We start from the raw sequence: 16,430 nt of genomic DNA, 5'->3' as shown, positions 1-16,430 counted from the left end.
ATCTTCCTTGTGCGCCAACGCAACTCGCGACTGAGTTGAATAACAGTGGAGCGTTCATGTCCAATACTTCACCTATCTCCCTCCCTGCATAGAGCCACCATGCGCCATCTACTGCTTAGCATCATCGTCACCGGCCTCTGCCTCGCCGCCACCGCCCAGGCGCAGACCCTGGTGGCCACCAGCAATATCCTGGTGCGCGCCCTGGATCGCAGCCTGGACTTCACCTCCGACACCACCACCTCGATCCGCGATATGAAGGTGGTGCTGGCCGCCCGTGACGATGCCGCCAGCTTCGTCGCCAGCGGCGGCGATATCCGTGGCGCGCGCCTGGAGGCGGCCTTCGCCACCCTGCGCGAGCAGCTGCCCGAGGCCCGCGCAGCCTCCGACCGGCAACTGGCCGAAGCCATTCTCGCTCTGTGAACCCCCATCCCGCGCGCTGGCTGCTGGCGCTTGTGCTGCTGGTCGGCGCCGGGGCCCAAGCCGGCCTGCGCCTGAGTCTGGACAACGAGGGCCTGTCCCCCACCCAGCGCCAGGTGAGTCTGGACCTGCTCGAGCAGGCGAGGGCGCATCTGCCGCCCAGCTTCATCGAGCGCCTGGATCGGCGAATCGAGGTGCGCTGGTCCGCCGAGCTGCCGGCCGCCGTCTACGGGCGCGCCACTCGCCGCGATGCCCTGCAGCTGAATGCCGAGCTGCTGCCGCGCCTGCTCGACCCGGCCCAGGCCAGCGCCCCCAGCGGTCGCACCCATGGCAGCCTGCGCCGCGAGTTGCTGGCCACCGTGCTGCACGAGCTGACTCACATATATGACCGCGCGCGGCTCTGGCCTGAGGCACAGCGCCAGTTGCTGGCGCGCTGCCGCCGCGCTACCCAGGTCAGCGGCCTGGTCGGCCAGCGCGGCGAGTGCCGTGGGCAGGACGCGCGGCGCTTCACGCTCAGCGACGACCCACAGCTGCTCGACCTGGCCGGCTGGCCGCAGACCGTGGGCCGCCGCGGCGCCCGCGAGCGGAACAACGGGCAAGCGGCGCGCAGCCCGGATGCCTATGAGCTGAGCAACCCGCGCGAGTTCGTCGCGGTGAACCTGGAGTACTTCCTCCTCGACCCGACCTACGCCTGCCGGCGCCCCGGCCTGCAACGCTACCTGCGCGAGCACTTCGCCTGGCAGCCGGCGCAGCAGGCCGAGTGCCCGGCCGAGCTCGCCTACCTCAACGCCGGCCGCGACTTCGCCCGTCAGCCGCTGGGCCAGCTCGACCCGGAGCGGGTCTACCAGGTCGACTATCTGCTGGCCGAGGCCAACCAGCAGTGGGCCAGCCGCTGGGGCCACAGCATGCTGCGCCTGGTCATCTGCGCCCCGGGCCGGCCGCGCGGTCCGGCCTGCCGGCTGGACCTGGAGCAACACCTGGTGCTGTCCTACCGCGCCTTCGTCGGCGACGTGCAGCTGTCCAGCTGGGACGGCCTGACCGGCGCCTACCCGTCGCGTCTATTCATCCTGCCGCTGGCCCAGGTGATAGAGGAGTACACCAAGGTCGAGCTGCGCGGCCTGGCCTCGGTGCCGCTGCGCCTGTCGCGCGACGAGATCGAGCGACTGGTGCAACGTGCCGCCGAGCAGCACTGGAGCTACGACGGCGACTACTGGTTCCTGTCCAACAACTGCGCGGTGGAGACCCTCAAGCTGCTGCGCGCCGGCACCGCGCGCAGCGAGTTGCAGGACCTCGACAGCATCATGCCCAACGGCCTGCTCGATCTGCTCGCCGCCCGCGGCCTGGCCGACCGCAGCGTGCTGGCCGACCCGCGCGAGGCGCTGCGCCTGGGTTATCGCTTCGACTCCTTCCGCGAACGCTACCAGGCCATGTTCGCCGTCCTGCGCACGCGCCTGCCGGTGCCGCAGCGGCAGGTCGAGGATTGGCTGGCACTGCCGGCCGCCGAGCGCCAGCGCTGGTTCGCTCGCGCCGACCTGCGCTCCGCGGCTGCCCTGCTACTGCTGGAGCAGGCGGCCCTGCGCCGCCAGCTGCTGCTGGCCCAGGAGCGGCTCAAGCAGCGCTACCTGAGCGGCCGCGGCGCCGGGAACCGGCGCCATGCCGAGGCCGATGCCACCCTGCGGCAGATTCTCGCCGGCAGCGGCTTCCTCAGTCGTCCGGCGGAGCTGCTCGACGCCGGCTACGGCCTGCCGCAACCCGGCGAGTGGCGGCAGCTGCAGGCCAGCAGCGGGGCGCGTCAGCTGCGCCTGCGCCAGCTCAGCGCAGCGCTCGACCGCGAGGTGCGCGAGCTGCTGGAGCCGGCGCTGCTGGCCGAGATCGAGGCGGGCGAGAGCAATCTCGAGCGCCTCGGCGAGCACCTGCGCGAACTGCACCGGGCCGGCGGCGGGCTGAGCCTGTAGCCGGTCTCATAGCCGTTCCTCGTCCTCTTCCGGCAACTGCGGGTCCAGCTGCAGCCAGGGCAGCCGGCTGCTGACCCAGATATGCCGGTCGGCCGGCGCCGCCTCGGGGTGGTCCAGGCTGGCCACGGTGATGTCCAGGCTGTCCGGGCTGCGATTGGTGAACAGGCTCAGTTGGCAACCGCAGCGGCCGCAGAAGTAGCGCAAGCAGCTGGCCGACGAGGCATAGGCCGCGGGGCTGCCCTGGCTCCAGCGGAAGCTCGCCAGCGGCACCGTGGCCCAGGTGGTGACGATGCCGCCGCCGGTGCGCCGGCACACCGAGCAATGGCAGTGGGCGATGTCGCGCAACGGCGCGTCGATGCGGTAGCGCAGCCGCCCGCAATGGCAGCCGCCGGTGACGGATTCGCGCATGGGAGCCCTCCTGAGGCATCTGCTCACCCTAGCGCGCCCGCGCGCTTTTGCCCAAGATGGCGTCTTTTCGCCCCGGAACCCGCCGTGACCACCCTGCTGCAAGCCCTCTGGCCCCTGTTCGCCCTGATCGTCGGCGGCTACGCCCTGCGCCGCTGGAATTTCCCCGGTGAGGCCTTCTGGCCGGCCGCCGAGCGCCTCAACTACTTCATCCTGTTTCCCGCCCTGCTGCTCAGCAGTCTGGCCAGCGCACCGCTGGACAACCCGGCGCTGCCACGCCTGGCCCTGGCCGTGCTGGGCGGCCTCGCCGCCGGCTGGCTGGGCCTGCTGCTGATGCGGCACCTACGCGACTGGCCGGCCGGGCGTTTCGGCGCCTTCACCCAGGGCGCCCTGCGCTTCAATACCTACCTCGGCCTGGCCGCCATCGGCAGCCTCCATGGCCAGCCCGGCCTGGTGCTGGCCGCGCTGCTGCTGGCGCTGCTGGTGCCGGCGGTGAATATCCTCTCGGTGTGGTCGCTGTCGGCGGAGCGCGGCATCGGTGCCCGCGGCCTGCTGCTGCCGATCCTGAAGAACCCCCTGATCCTCGCCTGTGCCGGCGGCGCGCTGCTCAACCTGCTCGGCATCGGCCTGCCCGGCGGCAGCGATCGCCTGCTCGGCCTGCTGGCCGCGGCCAGCCTGCCGCTCGGGCTGCTCTGCGTCGGCGCCGCGTTGCGCCCACAGGAGTTCAGGGGCGAGAAGTCCGCGCTGGTGTGGAACTGCGCCCTGCGCCTGCTGGCCATGCCGGCGCTGGCCTATGCCGTGGCCCGCCTGCTGCAGTTGCCACCGCTGGAGAGCGCGCTGCTGGTGCTGTTCTTCGCCCTGCCCACGGCGCCCACCGCCTATGTGCTGACCCGCCAGCTGGGCGGCGACGGTCAACTGATGGCCGGCATCATCACCCTGCAGACCCTCGCCTCGGCCGCCAGCCTGCCGCTGGTGCTGGCCCTGCTCGGCGGCTGACGACCTGCCGCCGCGCGGCCCCGGCGAAAGCCTGGCGCAAGCCATAGCCCGCAGCATTTGGCCACACAAATTCCTCTGCGCCGCCGGCAGCATTCCGTCTGCGGCGACGCTAGAATCGCGCACCGCATCCCCCCTGCAGAGATCCTTCTATGGAATGGCTGACCAACCCCGAGATCTGGGTTGCCTTTCTGACCCTGACCGCCCTGGAGATCGTCCTCGGCATCGACAACATCATCATGATCGCCATCCTGGTCGGGCGCATGCCGCCGCACCTGCAGGCGCGCACCCGCCTGTTCGGCCTGGCCCTGGCGATGATCACCCGCATCGCCCTGCTGCTGTCGATCACCTGGATCATGCGCTTGACCAACGACCTGTTCGAACTGTTCGGCCAGGGCATCTCCGGGCGCGACCTGATCCTGTTCTTCGGCGGTCTGTTCCTGCTGTGGAAGAGCACCACCGAGATGTATCACAGCCTGGAAGGCGAGGACGAAAGCGAGCAGACGCCGGGCAACGCCGCCGCGCGCAACTTCATCGGCACCATCATCCAGATCGCCATCATCGACATCGTGTTCAGCCTGGATTCGGTGATCACCGCCGTCGGCATGGTCGACCAGGTGCCGGTGATGGTCGCCGCGATCATAGTCGCAGTGCTGGTGATGATGCTGGCCGCCGGCACCATCAGCGACTTCATCGACAGGCACCCGTCGCTGAAGATGCTGGCCCTGGCCTTCCTGGTGGTGGTCGGCACCGTACTGATCGCCGAGGCCTTCGAGGTCCATGTGCCCAAGGGCTACGTCTACTTTGCTATGGCCTTCTCCCTCGGCGTCGAGGCCCTGAATATCCGCATGCGCGTGCTGCGCGGGCGCAAGGAAGACCCGGTCAAGCTGCGCAAGGAGATTCCGGGCGAGTAAGCCGGGAACGCCAGAAAACGGGGCCGCATGGCCCCGTTTTGCATGGCGGCGGGATTGCGATCCGCGCTAGCCGCAATCGCGCAAAGGTCTAATGCTCTGTTGCCACTCGTCCTAACTGTTCAAGTGACCGGCCCCGCCGGTCATTCACTACAGGGACAAGGAGGCAGTTATGAAGAAGATACTGAGCATCGATGGCGGCGGCATCCGCGGCATCATCCCGGCGCTGGTACTGGCCGAGATCGAGAGGAAAACCGGAAGGCCTATTGCGGAACTGTTCGACCTGATCATCGGGACCTCGACCGGCGGGCTGCTGGCGCTGGGGTTCGGCAAACGCAGCCAGGCCGGCGGCGCGCAGTATTCGGCCCGGGAACTGAGCGAACTCTACGAGAAGCGGGGAGCCGAGATATTCTCGCGCTCTCTCTGGAGGAGAATGCCGGGCTACAACATCACCGACGAGAAATACTCGCACGAGGGCCTGGAGACGGTGCTCGAGGAGTACTTCGGCGACGACAGGCTCGGCCAGCTGAGCCCGAATATCGTGGTGACCGCTTACGACCTCCATCAGCGCGACCCGCTGTTCCTGAAAAGCTGGAACACAGCGCACCGCGACATCCGGGTCCGCGACGCAGCCCGCGCCACCTCGGCGGCGCCCACCTACTTCGAGCCCCTGCCACTGCAGGTGTGCGAGAACGACTGCGCCCTGGTCGACGGCGGCGTGTTCATCAACAACCCGGCGGTGTCCGGCTATGCCGAGGCGCGCAGGCTGTTTCCCGAGGAAGAGGCGTTCTTCGTACTCTCCCTCGGCACCGGGCAGATGACGCGCAAGATCCCCTACCAGGATGCCAAGGACTGGGGCCAGGCCGCCTGGGTCATTCCCCTGCTCAGCTGCATGTTCGATGGCGTGTCCGACGCGGCGGACTACCAGATGCGCCAGATCCTGCCGGAAGGCTCCTACTTCCGGCTGCAGGCCAACCTGGGCAAGAGAGGCGATCCGCTGCGCGCCAACGACGACATGGACGACGCCAGCGAGCGCAATATCCGCGATCTGCAGGCACTCGCGGTGCACCTCATTCATTCGCATGCGGAAGAGCTGAAGGCGATCTGTGCCGCACTCACGGCGGGAGGTGAGCATGCACAAGCTCGTCGTCGGCCAGACGCGGCATGACATCCGCATCGACTCAAGGCTACGCTGGAACGCCACGGGGATTCGGGTGGGTCCCGGGGAGTCGTACCGGGTGCAGGCGTCCGCCGATCGGTGGTACGACGCCGGCATTCCGGCAGACGCCGACGGACAGCCGGGCAACCTGTTGCAGAAGCTGTTCAAGTGGCTGATTCGCTGCAAGCAGGCGACCTGGTTCCAACTGGTTGGCGCCCTGGGGCAGTCCGACAGGCAGCTGTTCCCGCTGGGGCGGGATGCCTGTTTTACGATTCCCAGCGGTGCGGAGTCCGAGCTGACCCTGTTCGCCAACGACGTGTCGTTCATGTACGGCAATAACAGCGGCTGCATCTCCATCCACATCACCCGGCTGGCCTGAGCGCCACACGGAGGGGCATATCGCCTCTCCGTGCGGCGGCAGGGTCATCGGTCGACGAAGCGCTCGCCGCGGAACCTGCGCCGCGCATTGCCCCGCTCCAGCCGGTGTCGTGCAGGGCGCCCCGGCATGCGTCGGCGATACCCGGCTTACTCCGGCAGTCTCAGCTTCAGCCGGCCGGGGTGCTGTTTGAGCAGCGCGTAGGGCAGCACCGGCCAGTCGACCAGGTCGCAGGGGCGCATGGCCCGGGCAAAGTAGGGGGCGAGGTGAAGTCCCTCGGGGGTGAGGTACCAGGCGGGAAAGTTCCATACCTCGCTGTCGGCGTATCGGCAATCGTCGTCCTCGGGCTCGGCCATGCGATCCGGGTAGAGCCGGCCCAGCTGCTCGACCAGCCAGGGCGCCAGTCGCTCCGAGCGGTAGTCGGAGTAGGTGGTGAAGTCCACCGAGCCGGGCACCGGCCTGCCCTCGCCATCGTCGCGGTAGAGCAAGGCCGGCCCGTCGGCGACCCACAGCACATCCTCCAGCGCCAGCACCTCGCCGGTGCGTGCATCGAGCGTCAGCGGGGAGGCACTGAAATCGGGGTGCGCACCGCCACAGTAGTAGCTGGTGAGGATGTCCAGGCTGACGACCTGGGCCGACAGCAGCGCCGGTTTCAGCGTCTGCATGAACTCGTCGCCACCCAGCTTGCAGCCGTGATAGTCGATCACATCCGTCCACAGCCGCTCGCGCAGGCGTTGATTGATCAGCGCCAGCTGCGCCGGGGGATAGCCATCCAGCACTTCGAATGCAGTCAGGCCTGAGACAGGCTCGCGCCACCACTGCAGTTCATGCCCCATGAAGCGCTGTCGCTTGCTGGGCTCAAGCGGCGAAGCCTTGAGACGCAGGAAGTCGTAGGGAGACTCCGCGTGGATGCGTTGCCAGAAGGGCTCGTCGTCAGTCGGCGGCGGCTCGACGGACAGCCGGCTCAGACTCACGACCAGGCGCTTGCCCTGCGGCCCGCGCCACTCGCCCTGCCAGCCCTGGGCGGTGCGTTGCAGCTGCAGTTCGGGCCGCGGGATATCGTCATAGCGTTCACGCCCTTCCCGCAGGCTGAGCTGCGCACCCTGCAGCTTGCCTTCCAGGGCCAGGTCATGGCGGTACTTGCGGTAGAAATAGCGGCCGGTGACCTGTTCGGGATCGCGCAGATCCAACTCCACCACGACCTCCATCCTGCCCAGCGTGCCGCCGAACAGCTGGGGCCCTTCGGCCGCGAGCAACGCGGGCGAGAGCACAAACAGCATGAGCGCCAGCAGTCGGCGCAGGAACCTTTCCTTGTTCATCGAAAATTCCTAGCTAAAAAGATCGAGTTGGCCCCGTCCCGGGTGGGGACAAGTGTTCTCGGATACCATGATGGCCAGCCGCTGCGCCAACCCCGCCGCGCGCTCGGCCTTGGTGTTCACCGCCTCGCTCAGGCGCGCCGGCAGCCCCCATATCTCCACCTTGTGCTTGGCGCGGGTGATGCCGGTGTAGAACAGCGCGCGGGTCAGCAGCGGGCTGGGACTTTCCGGCAGGGCCAACAGCACCTCGGCGAACTCCGAGCCCTGGCTCTTGTGCACGGTCATGGCGAAGGCGCTGTCGTGGCTGGGCAGGCGCGCCGGGGCGAAGGCGCGAAAGCCCTGTTCCCCCTCGAAATAGACGCGCAGGCCGTGCTCGGAAGCGAGGCAGATGCCGATATCGCCGTTGAACAGACCCAGCGCGTAGTCGTTCTGCCGTACCATCACCGCGCGGCCGGGGTACCAGCGCTCGCGCTCGGGCAGCGAATAGCGGCGCTTGATCCGCACCTCCAGCGCCTCGTTGAGGCCGGCGACGCCCCAGGGCCCCTCGCGTTGGGCTGTGAGCGCGCGGAAGGCGTTGAAGGCGACGAAGGCCTCGCCCGCATCGCCGCGCCGCGCCGCCTGCAGATAGGGCAGATAGCCCTGCTCCAGGCGCGCCAGCAACGCGGCCTGAGTCGGCTCTGCCTGCCAGGCCAGGTCCGCACGATTCTCCCTGAGCAGGTTGAGGGTGCCGGCGGCATCGCCACCGTTGATGCGCCGGGCCAGCTCGCCGATGCCGCTGTCACCGGCAAAACGGTGGCTGTGGGTGAGCAGCACCACGGCGTCGCCCAGCGCCGAGCGCGGCGCCTGCACCGGCACGCTCTGCCCGGTGATGCGCCGCAGCTCGGCGGCGGCCGCCGCATCGAAACCGCGGCCCTCGCACAGCTCGGCGAACACCGCGCCGGCCTCCACGGCGGCCAGTTGGTCCTTGTCGCCGAGCAGGATCAGTCGCGCCTGCGGCGGCAGGGCATCGACCAGCTTGGCCATCAGCGCCAGGTCGACCATCGACGCCTCGTCCACCACCAGCACATCCAGCGCCAGCGGCCGCGCCGCGTCATGGCGCACCGCCGGGCTGTCGCCACGGCTGCCGAGCAGGCGGTGCAGGGTGCGCGCCTCCTCGGGCAGCAGCGCCTTGAGTTCATCGGCCAGCGGCAGGCTGGCCTTGGCATGGCGAAGCGCCTCGGCCATGCGCGCCGCCGCCTTGCCGGTCGGCGCGGCCAGGCCGATGGCCAGGCGCTCGCCGCCGGGCTGCTCCAGCAGCGCGGCGAGCAGGCGCACCACCGTGGTGGTCTTGCCGGTGCCGGGGCCGCCGGAGATCACCGCCAGCCGGCGGCGCACCGCCTGCGCGGCGGCCAGGCGCTGCCAGTCGGGTTGTTGCCCCGCTTGTGATGAAGAGTTAAAGGCGAACAGCCGCGTCAAGCTCTCGCCCAGCTGCCGCTCATCGACCTCGGGGTGCTCGGCCGCCATGGCCAGCAGGCGCTCGCCCAGACGCTGTTCGTAAGCCTGATAGCGCGCCAGGTACAGGCGCTCCTCTTCCAGTATCAGCGGGGCGAACACGCCAGGAGCGCCGACCAGCGCCGAGCCTGACAGCAGCCTGCGCAGCTCGGCCAGCGGCGGCAGAGCGAAGTCGAATTCCGGCCAGGGCCGGCGCCCGGCCAGCCGCGCCAGCGGCAGGCACACATCACCGGCGGCCAGGGCCTCGCTGCACAGCGCCGCGCAGGCCAGCACGGCCTCGTCGGCCAGCGGATCGAGACGCCGCAGGCTGGCCAGCAGGGCGCGCTCCAGCGGGCCGAGGGGGATGTCTGCAATGCTCATGCGGTGCTCTCCCTCACCCCAACCCTCTCCCGGAGGGAGAGGGGGCGGTTGCGGAGTTTATTCGAGACAACCTGGTTGAAAGCTGCAGCGGCCATTCCCCTCTCCCATCGGGAGAGGGCCAGGGTGAGGGTCGCTCTTTCACAGGTCATGGGGCGTCGCCTGCAAAGAGCCGATCCAGCGCATCCAGCAGCCCATCGCTGGGCCGGGCGAAATACACCCCGGCCGCCGGCATGCCGCGCAGGAACAGGTACCAGGCGCCGCCCAGCTGCTCGTCGGCAAAATCGGCCAGGCGCGTGCGCAGGAAGCGGCGCAGCGCCACCAGGTAGATCAGGTACTGCAGATGGTAATGCTCGGCGGCGATGGCCTGCTCCAGGCGCTCGGCGCCGTAGTGGGCGGCGGTGGGGCCGAGCCAGTTGGACTTGTAGTCGAGGATGTACCAGCGCCCGGCGTGCTCGAAGGTCAGGTCGATAAAGCCCTTGAGGAAGCCCTTGAGTTCGTCGAACTGCAGGCGCTCTGCGGCCTGGCGCATGGCCGGCGGCAGTCCATGGGCCGGGTCGGCCAGCAGCGCGCGCAGGCGCTGCACATCCAGGCGTTCGACCGGGAAGGTGAAGCCCAGCTCGGGCAGACGCCGGTTGGGCTGCAGGGCCGACAGGCGCAGGCCCTGGCCGTCCAGATCGGTGTCCAGCACCGCCTGCAGCTGGGCGATGGCAATTTCGCTCCAGGCCTTGGCATCGATGCCGTGATCGGTCAGCGCCGTCGGCACCAGCTGCGCCAGCTCGCCCTTGCCGCGCATCCAGTCTTCGAGGATGGCGTGCAGGCAGGTGCCGGCACGGGCGCCACGGGGGAAGGCGAAGAAGCCGGCGCCCGGCTCGCTGGCATCGACCAGGGCCAGGGCGTCGCGGTCCGGTGCCTCCATATGCATGCCGGCGGCAAGTCCCGAGAAGCTGCCGATGCGCCAGGCGCTGTGTAGCGTGCGGGCGAAGGGCTGCAGCATCTGCGGTGGCTCGGCGCGGCCTTCGCCGGCGGCGCTGGCCTCGACATCCAGCGGTGCCAGTCTGGCGATCAGCCCGTCGCTGCCTTCGGCCAGCCGATCCAGCTCGGCGGCCAGGGCCGGGCCTTCGCGGCTCGACAGATACTGCGCCAGCTCGCCCAGGGCATCCTCGCCGGCAAGCGTGCGGCCGTGCAGCAGCCAGGCCAGGGCACTGCTGTGCAGGCCCTCGTCGGGCAGCGAACCGTCCTTCTTCGGCTTCGGCAGCGCCGCCGGGCCCCAGTGCAGCCATAGTCGATGCTTGGCCCGTGTGAGCGCCACATAGGTCAGGCGCAGCTTCTCGGCGAAGCTCTCACGGCGCGCCGCCTGCAGGCGCTCGTCCAGGCGTTCGCTGCCCAGATCGAGCAGCGGCTGGCCCTGTTCGTCGTGGCAGCGCGCGCTATCGGTGTGCTGGCCGAGCAGGCGGCCGTCCCACAGGAAGGGGCAGAACACCAGCGGGTATTCCAGGCCCTTGGAGGTGTGGATGGTGACGATCTGCACCCGCTCGGCATCGCTCTCCAGGCGCAGCAGGGCATCTTCGCCGGCGCCCTCGCTGGCGCGCTGGGCGGCGAACCAGGCCAGCAACGGCTCCAGCCCGGGACGCCGCAGGCTCTCGGCCTGCAGCAGCTCGCCCAGGTGCAGCAGGTTGGTCAGCCGGCGCTCGCCGTCGATGCCGGCGAGCAGGCGTTCGGCCACCCGTTCCTGATCCAGCCACGCTCTAAAGACGCGCATAAAACCCTGCTGCTGCCACAGCTGATGATACTGCTCGGCGGCGGCGCGTTCGCCGTCCCAGGCACGTTCGTCGTCCTGGCAACGGGCGATCTGCGCGGCGTCGCGGCCGAGCAGGCGGGTGGCCAGGGCATAGCGCAGCACGCCCTCGCGGCCGGGCTCGGCATAGGCGGCCAGCACCGCCGCCAGCTCGCCGGCCTCCTCGCTGTGCCAGACGCTGTCGCGACCACGGCGCACGCTCGGCACGCCGCGCGCGGCCAGCTCGGCGGCGACACTGGCGGCCTCGCGGTGGTTGCTGACCAGCACGGCGATATCGCCGCCTTTAAGCGGCTTTCTGTCGCCATCGTCTTCGAAGTAGGCATTTCCGTTGGCGCTGGCCGCCAGCAACCCGGCAATCCGCCGCGCCGTGTCCAGCGCCGCCAGCTCGCCGGCCCTGGCCTTATTCAGCCCCTCGTCACCCAGCCAAACCAGCCCCAAGGGCGCCGTGCCGTCCCGCTCGGGCAGCACCAGCCTGGCCCGCGACTTCTTCCCGGCACTAACCGGCGGATACACCAACCCGTTTTCGGCAAATGGCTGCGGGCGGTCGAACAGCAGGTTCAGCGCGGCGATCAGCGCGGGCGTGGAACGGTAGTTGAACGGCAGGTCGTACTGCCGCTCGGCGTCATCGCGGGCCTGCAGATAGGTGGCCAGGTCGGCGCCACGGAAGGCATAGATGGCCTGCTTGGGGTCGCCGACGAAGCACAGATCGCCGCCGTCGCGGTACAGGCGATCGAAGATGGCGTACTGGATCGGGTCGGTGTCCTGGAACTCGTCGATCAGCGCCAGCGGGTACTGCTCGCGCAGGCGCGCGGCCAGATCATCGCCGGCGGCGCCTTGCAGCGCCTGGTTGAGGTTGTTGAGCAGATCGTCGAAGGCCAGCAGGCGCTGCGCGGCCTTGCGCCTGGGCAGCTCGGCATTCAGGCGGTCGAGCAGTTCGACCTGCAGGGCGATCAGCTTCTGCTTGCCCGCCGGTAAGGCAGCCGCCAGCGCTTCGCCGAGCGCATCCAGGGCCTCGGCCACGGCGCTCTGCGGCGCGTCGAAACCCTTCTTGGTGGCCTTGAGCAGCGCCGCCGCGCCTAGCTTGGCCAGGCCGTCGGGCACCTCGAACAGCGCCGCCGGGTCGGCGAAGTAGGCATCCAGCTCGGCCGACCACAGCGGCAGCTTGGCCACCTTATGCGTGCTCTGGCTGAGGCCGCCGTGTTCGCGCAGCGCCTCGACCCAGGCATAGCCTTCGGCCTGCCACAGCGCGGCGGCGCATTGCCAGGCGACGCTGGCGGCGTTCAGCTCGGTTTCCCCGGCGGGCCCGCGCGGCTCGACACGCAGATAGGGCTTGCCCAGATGGCTGCGCAGGGCCTGGCGCAGGGTCGCCGGGGTGATGCGCTGTTTGGCCAGGAAACGCGCCCAGGCCGGGTCGGCGCCGGCCAGCACATGGCGCCAGGCATCGCCGAGCAGGGCGTCGAGCAGCTCGCGGTCGTCCTGGGTCAGCTCGGCATCGAAGTCGCCGCCGGCCTCGAAGGCCGAGTCCTGCAGGGCGCGCTGACAGAAGCCGTGGATGGTGAAGATGGCCGCCTCGTCGAAGCCGTGTACGGCCAGCAGCAGGCGACGACGCGCTTGCTCGCCGGGATAACGGCGGCGCAGCTCGTTGAGAAAGCCATCGCCGCTCTCGCCACCCTCGTACAGCGCCAGCAACTCGGCCAGGCGCGCGCGGATGCGCTCGCGCAGCTCGGCGGTGGCCGCCGTGGTGTAGGTCACCACCAGAATCTGCCCGACCGACAGCTCGCGCTCCAGCAGCAGGCGCGCGTACAGCGCGGTGAGGGTCCAGGTCTTGCCGGTGCCGGCGCTGGCCTCGATCAGCGAGCGGCCAGCGAAGGGCGAGTCGTGCAGGTGCAGATCGCTCATTCGACCTCCTCCTCATTGCTGGCCAGGGCCTTGAGCGCCGGGCCGAGCAGCTGTTCGGCCAGTTGCTCGAAGCGCGCGTCGAGCGGCTCGCGCTCGCGGAAGGCCAGGGCGTACCAGGGGTCCTGGCACTCGCCGGGCAGCGGGCTGAACTCGGCGCCCCGCCAGGCGGCCAGGGCGTTGTCGCGGGCGGCGTCGATGGGCTGCTTGCGGCTCCTGGCGCTGGGGGTGACCAGCGCCTTGGCGAATTCATAGCTGCTGCGGGTGATAAAGGGCGACGGCTCGCACAGCGCCTCGCGGTAGGCGGCCAGCCAGGGCTCGAGCAGCGCGCGGGCGTCGTCCAGCGGGCCCAGCTGCCAGTCGCCGGCCGGCGACACCAGCAGGCTCTCGCGGGCAATGGCGGGCGTGGCAGCGATGTTGAGCAGCAGGTGGCGCAGCCAGAAACCGGGCAGATCGCGGGCGTCCGGCGCGCGCAGGCGCCAGTCGAACAGGCCGCAGGAAGTCACCCCGTCCAGCCAGCCGTGCAGGCGTACGCCGGCCAGCTCGATATTCACCAGCAGCGGTTGCGCTGCCTCCCCGGGGCGCGCCTCGAACAGGCGCGGGGCGAAGGCGCGCACCGGGCCGCGCTGCTTGCCCCACAGGGCCAGGCCCAGCTCGCCGGGCGGCAGCCAGCCGGCGGCGCGAGCCACGCGGCGCTCCTGCTCCTCGCTCCAGCCGCGCTCGACCGCCTGCAGGGCCAGCTGGCGCAGGCCCTGGTAGGCGGGGCGCTCCAGGCTGAAGGGTTCGTCGGCGGCGATGCCTTCGTCGGCGTCGGCCAGGCGCAGGCCGAGGCGCTGCTCCAGCAGGAAGCGCGCCGGATGGCGGAAGCAGTAGAGCAGCTGGCTGGGTTCAATCACCAACCAATCGGCATTTGGCTCCGGCAGACGCTGGATAAAAGCCGGCGCCTCGGTCGGCGCCTCGGCCAGGCGCTGGGCGGCGCGGAACCAGCTGGCGGCGAAGCCGCGCCGCGCGCCGGAGCGCTCGAAGTTGCCGGGGGCGAAGGGCTGCAGCGGGTGCTCGGTGGTGATGCAGGCGCTGGCCTTGCTCGGCGGCAGCGGCTCCACACCGCTTGCCGCCCCCCCCGCATCCCTGTGGGTCGCGGTCAGATCGACCGCCTCCAGCAGCTCGCTGACCAGCACCGAGGGCGGCAGCTCGGCGTTGTCGCGCGGGTCGCGGCCGACATAGCTGAGGTACAGACCATCCCGGGCGCTGAGCAGGGTTTCCAGGAACAGGTAGCGGTCGTCCAGCCGCCGCGCGCGGTCGCCGCGCCGTGGGCGTTTGCCGATCAGGTCGAAACCGGCGGCCGGGGTGCGCCGGGGCAGGGCGCCATCGTCCAGGCCGAGCAGGCAGACCAGGCGAAACGGCAGGCTGCGCATCGGCACCATGGTGCAGAAGGTCACCGCGCCGGTGAGAAAGCCCGAGGCGCCGCTGCCCTGTTCCAGTGCCGCGCCGAGCTGCTGGCGCACCAGCGCCAGCTCCACCGGGCGGACGATGGCCGAGTCCTCGGCCTGGCGCGCCAGCGCGGCGCAGGCCTGGCTAAGCAGTAACAAGGTCTCTCCAGATTCGCGCTCGTCGAACAGTGCGTCGAGCAGGCCCTGCAGCTCCAATGCCCAGTCGGCCAGCGGGCGCGCGCGCTGCAGGCGCTCGGCCAGGCCGGCGAGCAGCTCGACGAAGGCGCACAGGCGCCCGAGCAGCTGCGCGCGGGCGCCTTCCAGGGCGTCCAGCGGCAGGCTGTCGCCGAGCAGCGGCAGGCCGTCGCCGGCCAGTTGCGGCGGCGCGGCGAAACCGAGCAGCAGGCGGTCCAGACCCTGGCGCCAGGTGAAGGCCTCGTCGGCCGGCAACTCCAGCGCCGCGCGGTGGCCCGCGTCGCGGCCCCAGCGCACGCCGGCCTGGCGCAGCCAGTCGCGCAGCAGCGCCAGGTCCTCGGCCTCGATGCCGGCGCGGCGGGCGATGGCCGGCTGCTCCAGCCAGGCGAGGATCTCCTCGGCGGCGAAGCGGCTCTCGGGCAAGCTCAAGAGGCCAAGGAAAGCTTCGATCAGCGGCGTCTCGGCGCGCAGGCTGCGGTCGGCCAGGCTGTAGGGCACGTAGGGCGCACCTTCGCGACGAGCGAAGACGGCTTCGATATAGGGCGCGTAGCGCTCGATGTCCGGGGTCAGCACCACCACCTGGTCCGGGCTCAGGCTCGGGTCGGCGGTGAAGCGGGCGAGCAGCTGGTCGTGCAGGATTTCCACTTCGCGCAGCGGCGAGTGGGCGATATGCAGCTCCAGCGAGCGGTCGTCCGCGCGCAGGGCAAGGCGCTCGTCGGCCGAACGGGTGCGCAGGCGCAGGATGTCGTTCTGCAGGGCGTGCAGCAGGCTGTCGTCGGCCAGTTCATCGTCTTGCGGGTAGATGCCGTGCTCCTCGGCGATCTGCCCGAGCAGGCTGTCGAAGAAGTCGCGGCCCTGCTTGCCCAGGCTGGCCAGCAGCGGGTGGCCGACATCGAGATACCAGTCGTCCGGGCTGACCTCGGACTGCGCCAGCTCGCGCACATCGCGAATCTCGCCCCAGGCCTCGCGGCAGGGGTTGAGGGCGAAGACGATAACGTCCGTATGCCGCGCCAGCCCCTCCAGCACCCGCAGGTGGTGCGGCGGCAGCGAGCCGATGCCGAACACCAGCAGGCGCTCGGGCAGGCCGTCGATGGGCGGGTCGCTGTGCAGGCGCGCCAGCAGCTCGCCGAGCAGGCGGGCGCGGTGTGGGTGGCCATCCTTGGTCAGCTCGGCCCAGAGCAGCGCCTGCCAGGCCTCGTCCGCGCCCAGGTCGCACAGCTCGCCGCGCTCCCAGGCCGCCAGCCAGTCGTCGCGATACAGCAGGTACTGGTCGAACACGTCGGCGATTTTCGCCGCCAGGGCCAGGCGGCGGCGCTCGTCGCCTCCCTCCAGATAGCGCTCGAGACGTTCGGCGCGGGCCAGATTGGCCGGCTCGCACAGCCAGTCATACAGGCGCCAGGTCAGCGCCTGCGGATTGAACGCCGACTGCTCCGGCAGCGCGCCGAGCACCTGGCGCGCCAGGGCCCAGACGAAACTGGACGGCAGCTGCACCTCGAGATGCATGGCGATGCCCTGCTCGCGGGCCAGTTGCAGGGTCAGCCAGCGGCCGATGCCCTGGCTCGGCACCACCACCCGTGCCGGCGCCAGCAGGTCTTCCTGCGGCTGGGCGAGCAGACGGCAGGCCAGCAGGCCGAGGGTTTCCAGGTCGGGGGCGTGGTACAGGCTGAGCATCGCGAGGCGTCGACGAATGGACTGCCGGCAAGGTTATCAAGAAGCGCCGCTCAAGCGGCC

At 70.2% G+C, this 16,430-nt stretch carries 11 protein-coding genes; 6 read left to right on the top strand and 5 right to left on the bottom strand.

All coding sequences use genetic code 11. The features are described from left to right. Positions 1–99: 99 nt before the first annotated feature. Together AAFN46_RS13195 and AAFN46_RS13190 are read left to right on the top strand one after the other, a co-directional pair. Positions 100–420, top strand: a complete 321-nt coding sequence (locus AAFN46_RS13195) for a DUF2388 domain-containing protein (RefSeq protein WP_347809157.1) — start codon at positions 100–102, stop codon at positions 418–420. Beyond that, a complete protein-coding gene (locus AAFN46_RS13190; RefSeq protein WP_347809156.1) occupies positions 417–2,372 on the top strand; it encodes a DUF4105 domain-containing protein in 1,956 nt (651 codons plus the stop codon). Before AAFN46_RS13195 ends, AAFN46_RS13190 begins: the two co-directional genes overlap by 4 nt. Before the next feature lie 6 nt (positions 2,373–2,378). On the opposite strand, the gene AAFN46_RS13185 is transcribed toward AAFN46_RS13190, so the two are convergent. Then, on the bottom strand, positions 2,379–2,780 hold the full coding sequence (locus AAFN46_RS13185) for a GFA family protein (RefSeq protein WP_347809155.1): 402 nt from the start codon (positions 2,778–2,780) through the stop codon (positions 2,379–2,381). Positions 2,781–2,864: 84 nt separating this feature from the next. On the opposite strand from AAFN46_RS13185, the gene AAFN46_RS13180 reads away from it, so the two are divergent. The 4 genes from AAFN46_RS13180 (at position 2,865) to AAFN46_RS13165 (ending at position 6,219) form a co-directional block, all read left to right on the top strand. Then, complete coding sequence (locus AAFN46_RS13180; RefSeq protein WP_347809154.1) at positions 2,865–3,773, top strand: AEC family transporter; 909 nt, start codon at positions 2,865–2,867, stop codon at positions 3,771–3,773. 149 nt (positions 3,774–3,922) lie between these two features. Next, positions 3,923–4,684: a TerC family protein gene (locus tag AAFN46_RS13175; RefSeq protein ID WP_347809153.1), complete on the top strand. Its 762-nt coding sequence runs from the start codon at positions 3,923–3,925 to the stop codon at positions 4,682–4,684. A 169-nt stretch (positions 4,685–4,853) separates the two neighbouring features. Continuing rightward, positions 4,854–5,849 carry a patatin-like phospholipase family protein gene (locus tag AAFN46_RS13170; protein ID WP_347809152.1) on the top strand — a complete coding sequence of 332 codons (996 nt, stop codon included), beginning with the start codon at positions 4,854–4,856 and terminating at the stop codon, positions 5,847–5,849. Continuing rightward, positions 5,815–6,219 (top strand): hypothetical protein, encoded by a 405-nt coding sequence (locus AAFN46_RS13165; RefSeq protein ID WP_347809151.1) that lies wholly within the window; start codon positions 5,815–5,817, stop codon positions 6,217–6,219. The genes AAFN46_RS13170 and AAFN46_RS13165 overlap by 35 nt, the downstream gene beginning before the upstream one ends. 146 nt (positions 6,220–6,365) lie before the next feature. On the opposite strand, the gene AAFN46_RS13160 is transcribed toward AAFN46_RS13165, so the two are convergent. The 4 genes from AAFN46_RS13160 to recC form a co-directional block, all read right to left on the bottom strand. Beyond that, positions 6,366–7,535 carry a hypothetical protein gene (locus tag AAFN46_RS13160; RefSeq protein ID WP_347809150.1) on the bottom strand — a complete coding sequence of 390 codons (1,170 nt, stop codon included), beginning with the start codon at positions 7,533–7,535 and terminating at the stop codon, positions 6,366–6,368. Positions 7,536–7,544: 9 nt separating this feature from the next. Then, positions 7,545–9,383: an exodeoxyribonuclease V subunit alpha gene (gene recD / locus AAFN46_RS13155; RefSeq protein WP_347809149.1), complete on the bottom strand. Its 1,839-nt coding sequence runs from the start codon at positions 9,381–9,383 to the stop codon at positions 7,545–7,547. A 145-nt stretch (positions 9,384–9,528) separates the two neighbouring features. Then, positions 9,529–13,077 carry an exodeoxyribonuclease V subunit beta gene (gene recB, locus AAFN46_RS13150; protein ID WP_347809148.1) on the bottom strand — a complete coding sequence of 1,183 codons (3,549 nt, stop codon included), beginning with the start codon at positions 13,075–13,077 and terminating at the stop codon, positions 9,529–9,531. Further along, positions 13,074–16,370 carry an exodeoxyribonuclease V subunit gamma gene (recC, locus tag AAFN46_RS13145; RefSeq protein WP_347809147.1) on the bottom strand — a complete coding sequence of 1,099 codons (3,297 nt, stop codon included), beginning with the start codon at positions 16,368–16,370 and terminating at the stop codon, positions 13,074–13,076. The genes recB and recC overlap by 4 nt, the downstream gene beginning before the upstream one ends. Between the last annotated feature and the right edge of the window lie 60 nt (positions 16,371–16,430).

Origin of the sequence: Pseudomonas sp. CAU 1711 (genome assembly GCF_039888625.1) — a bacterium.
In the GTDB taxonomy this organism is placed as follows: domain Bacteria; phylum Pseudomonadota; class Gammaproteobacteria; order Pseudomonadales; family Pseudomonadaceae; genus Aquipseudomonas.
The sequence above is the reverse complement of the archived record's forward strand: the minus strand, read 5'-3'. Positions and strand labels throughout refer to the sequence as shown.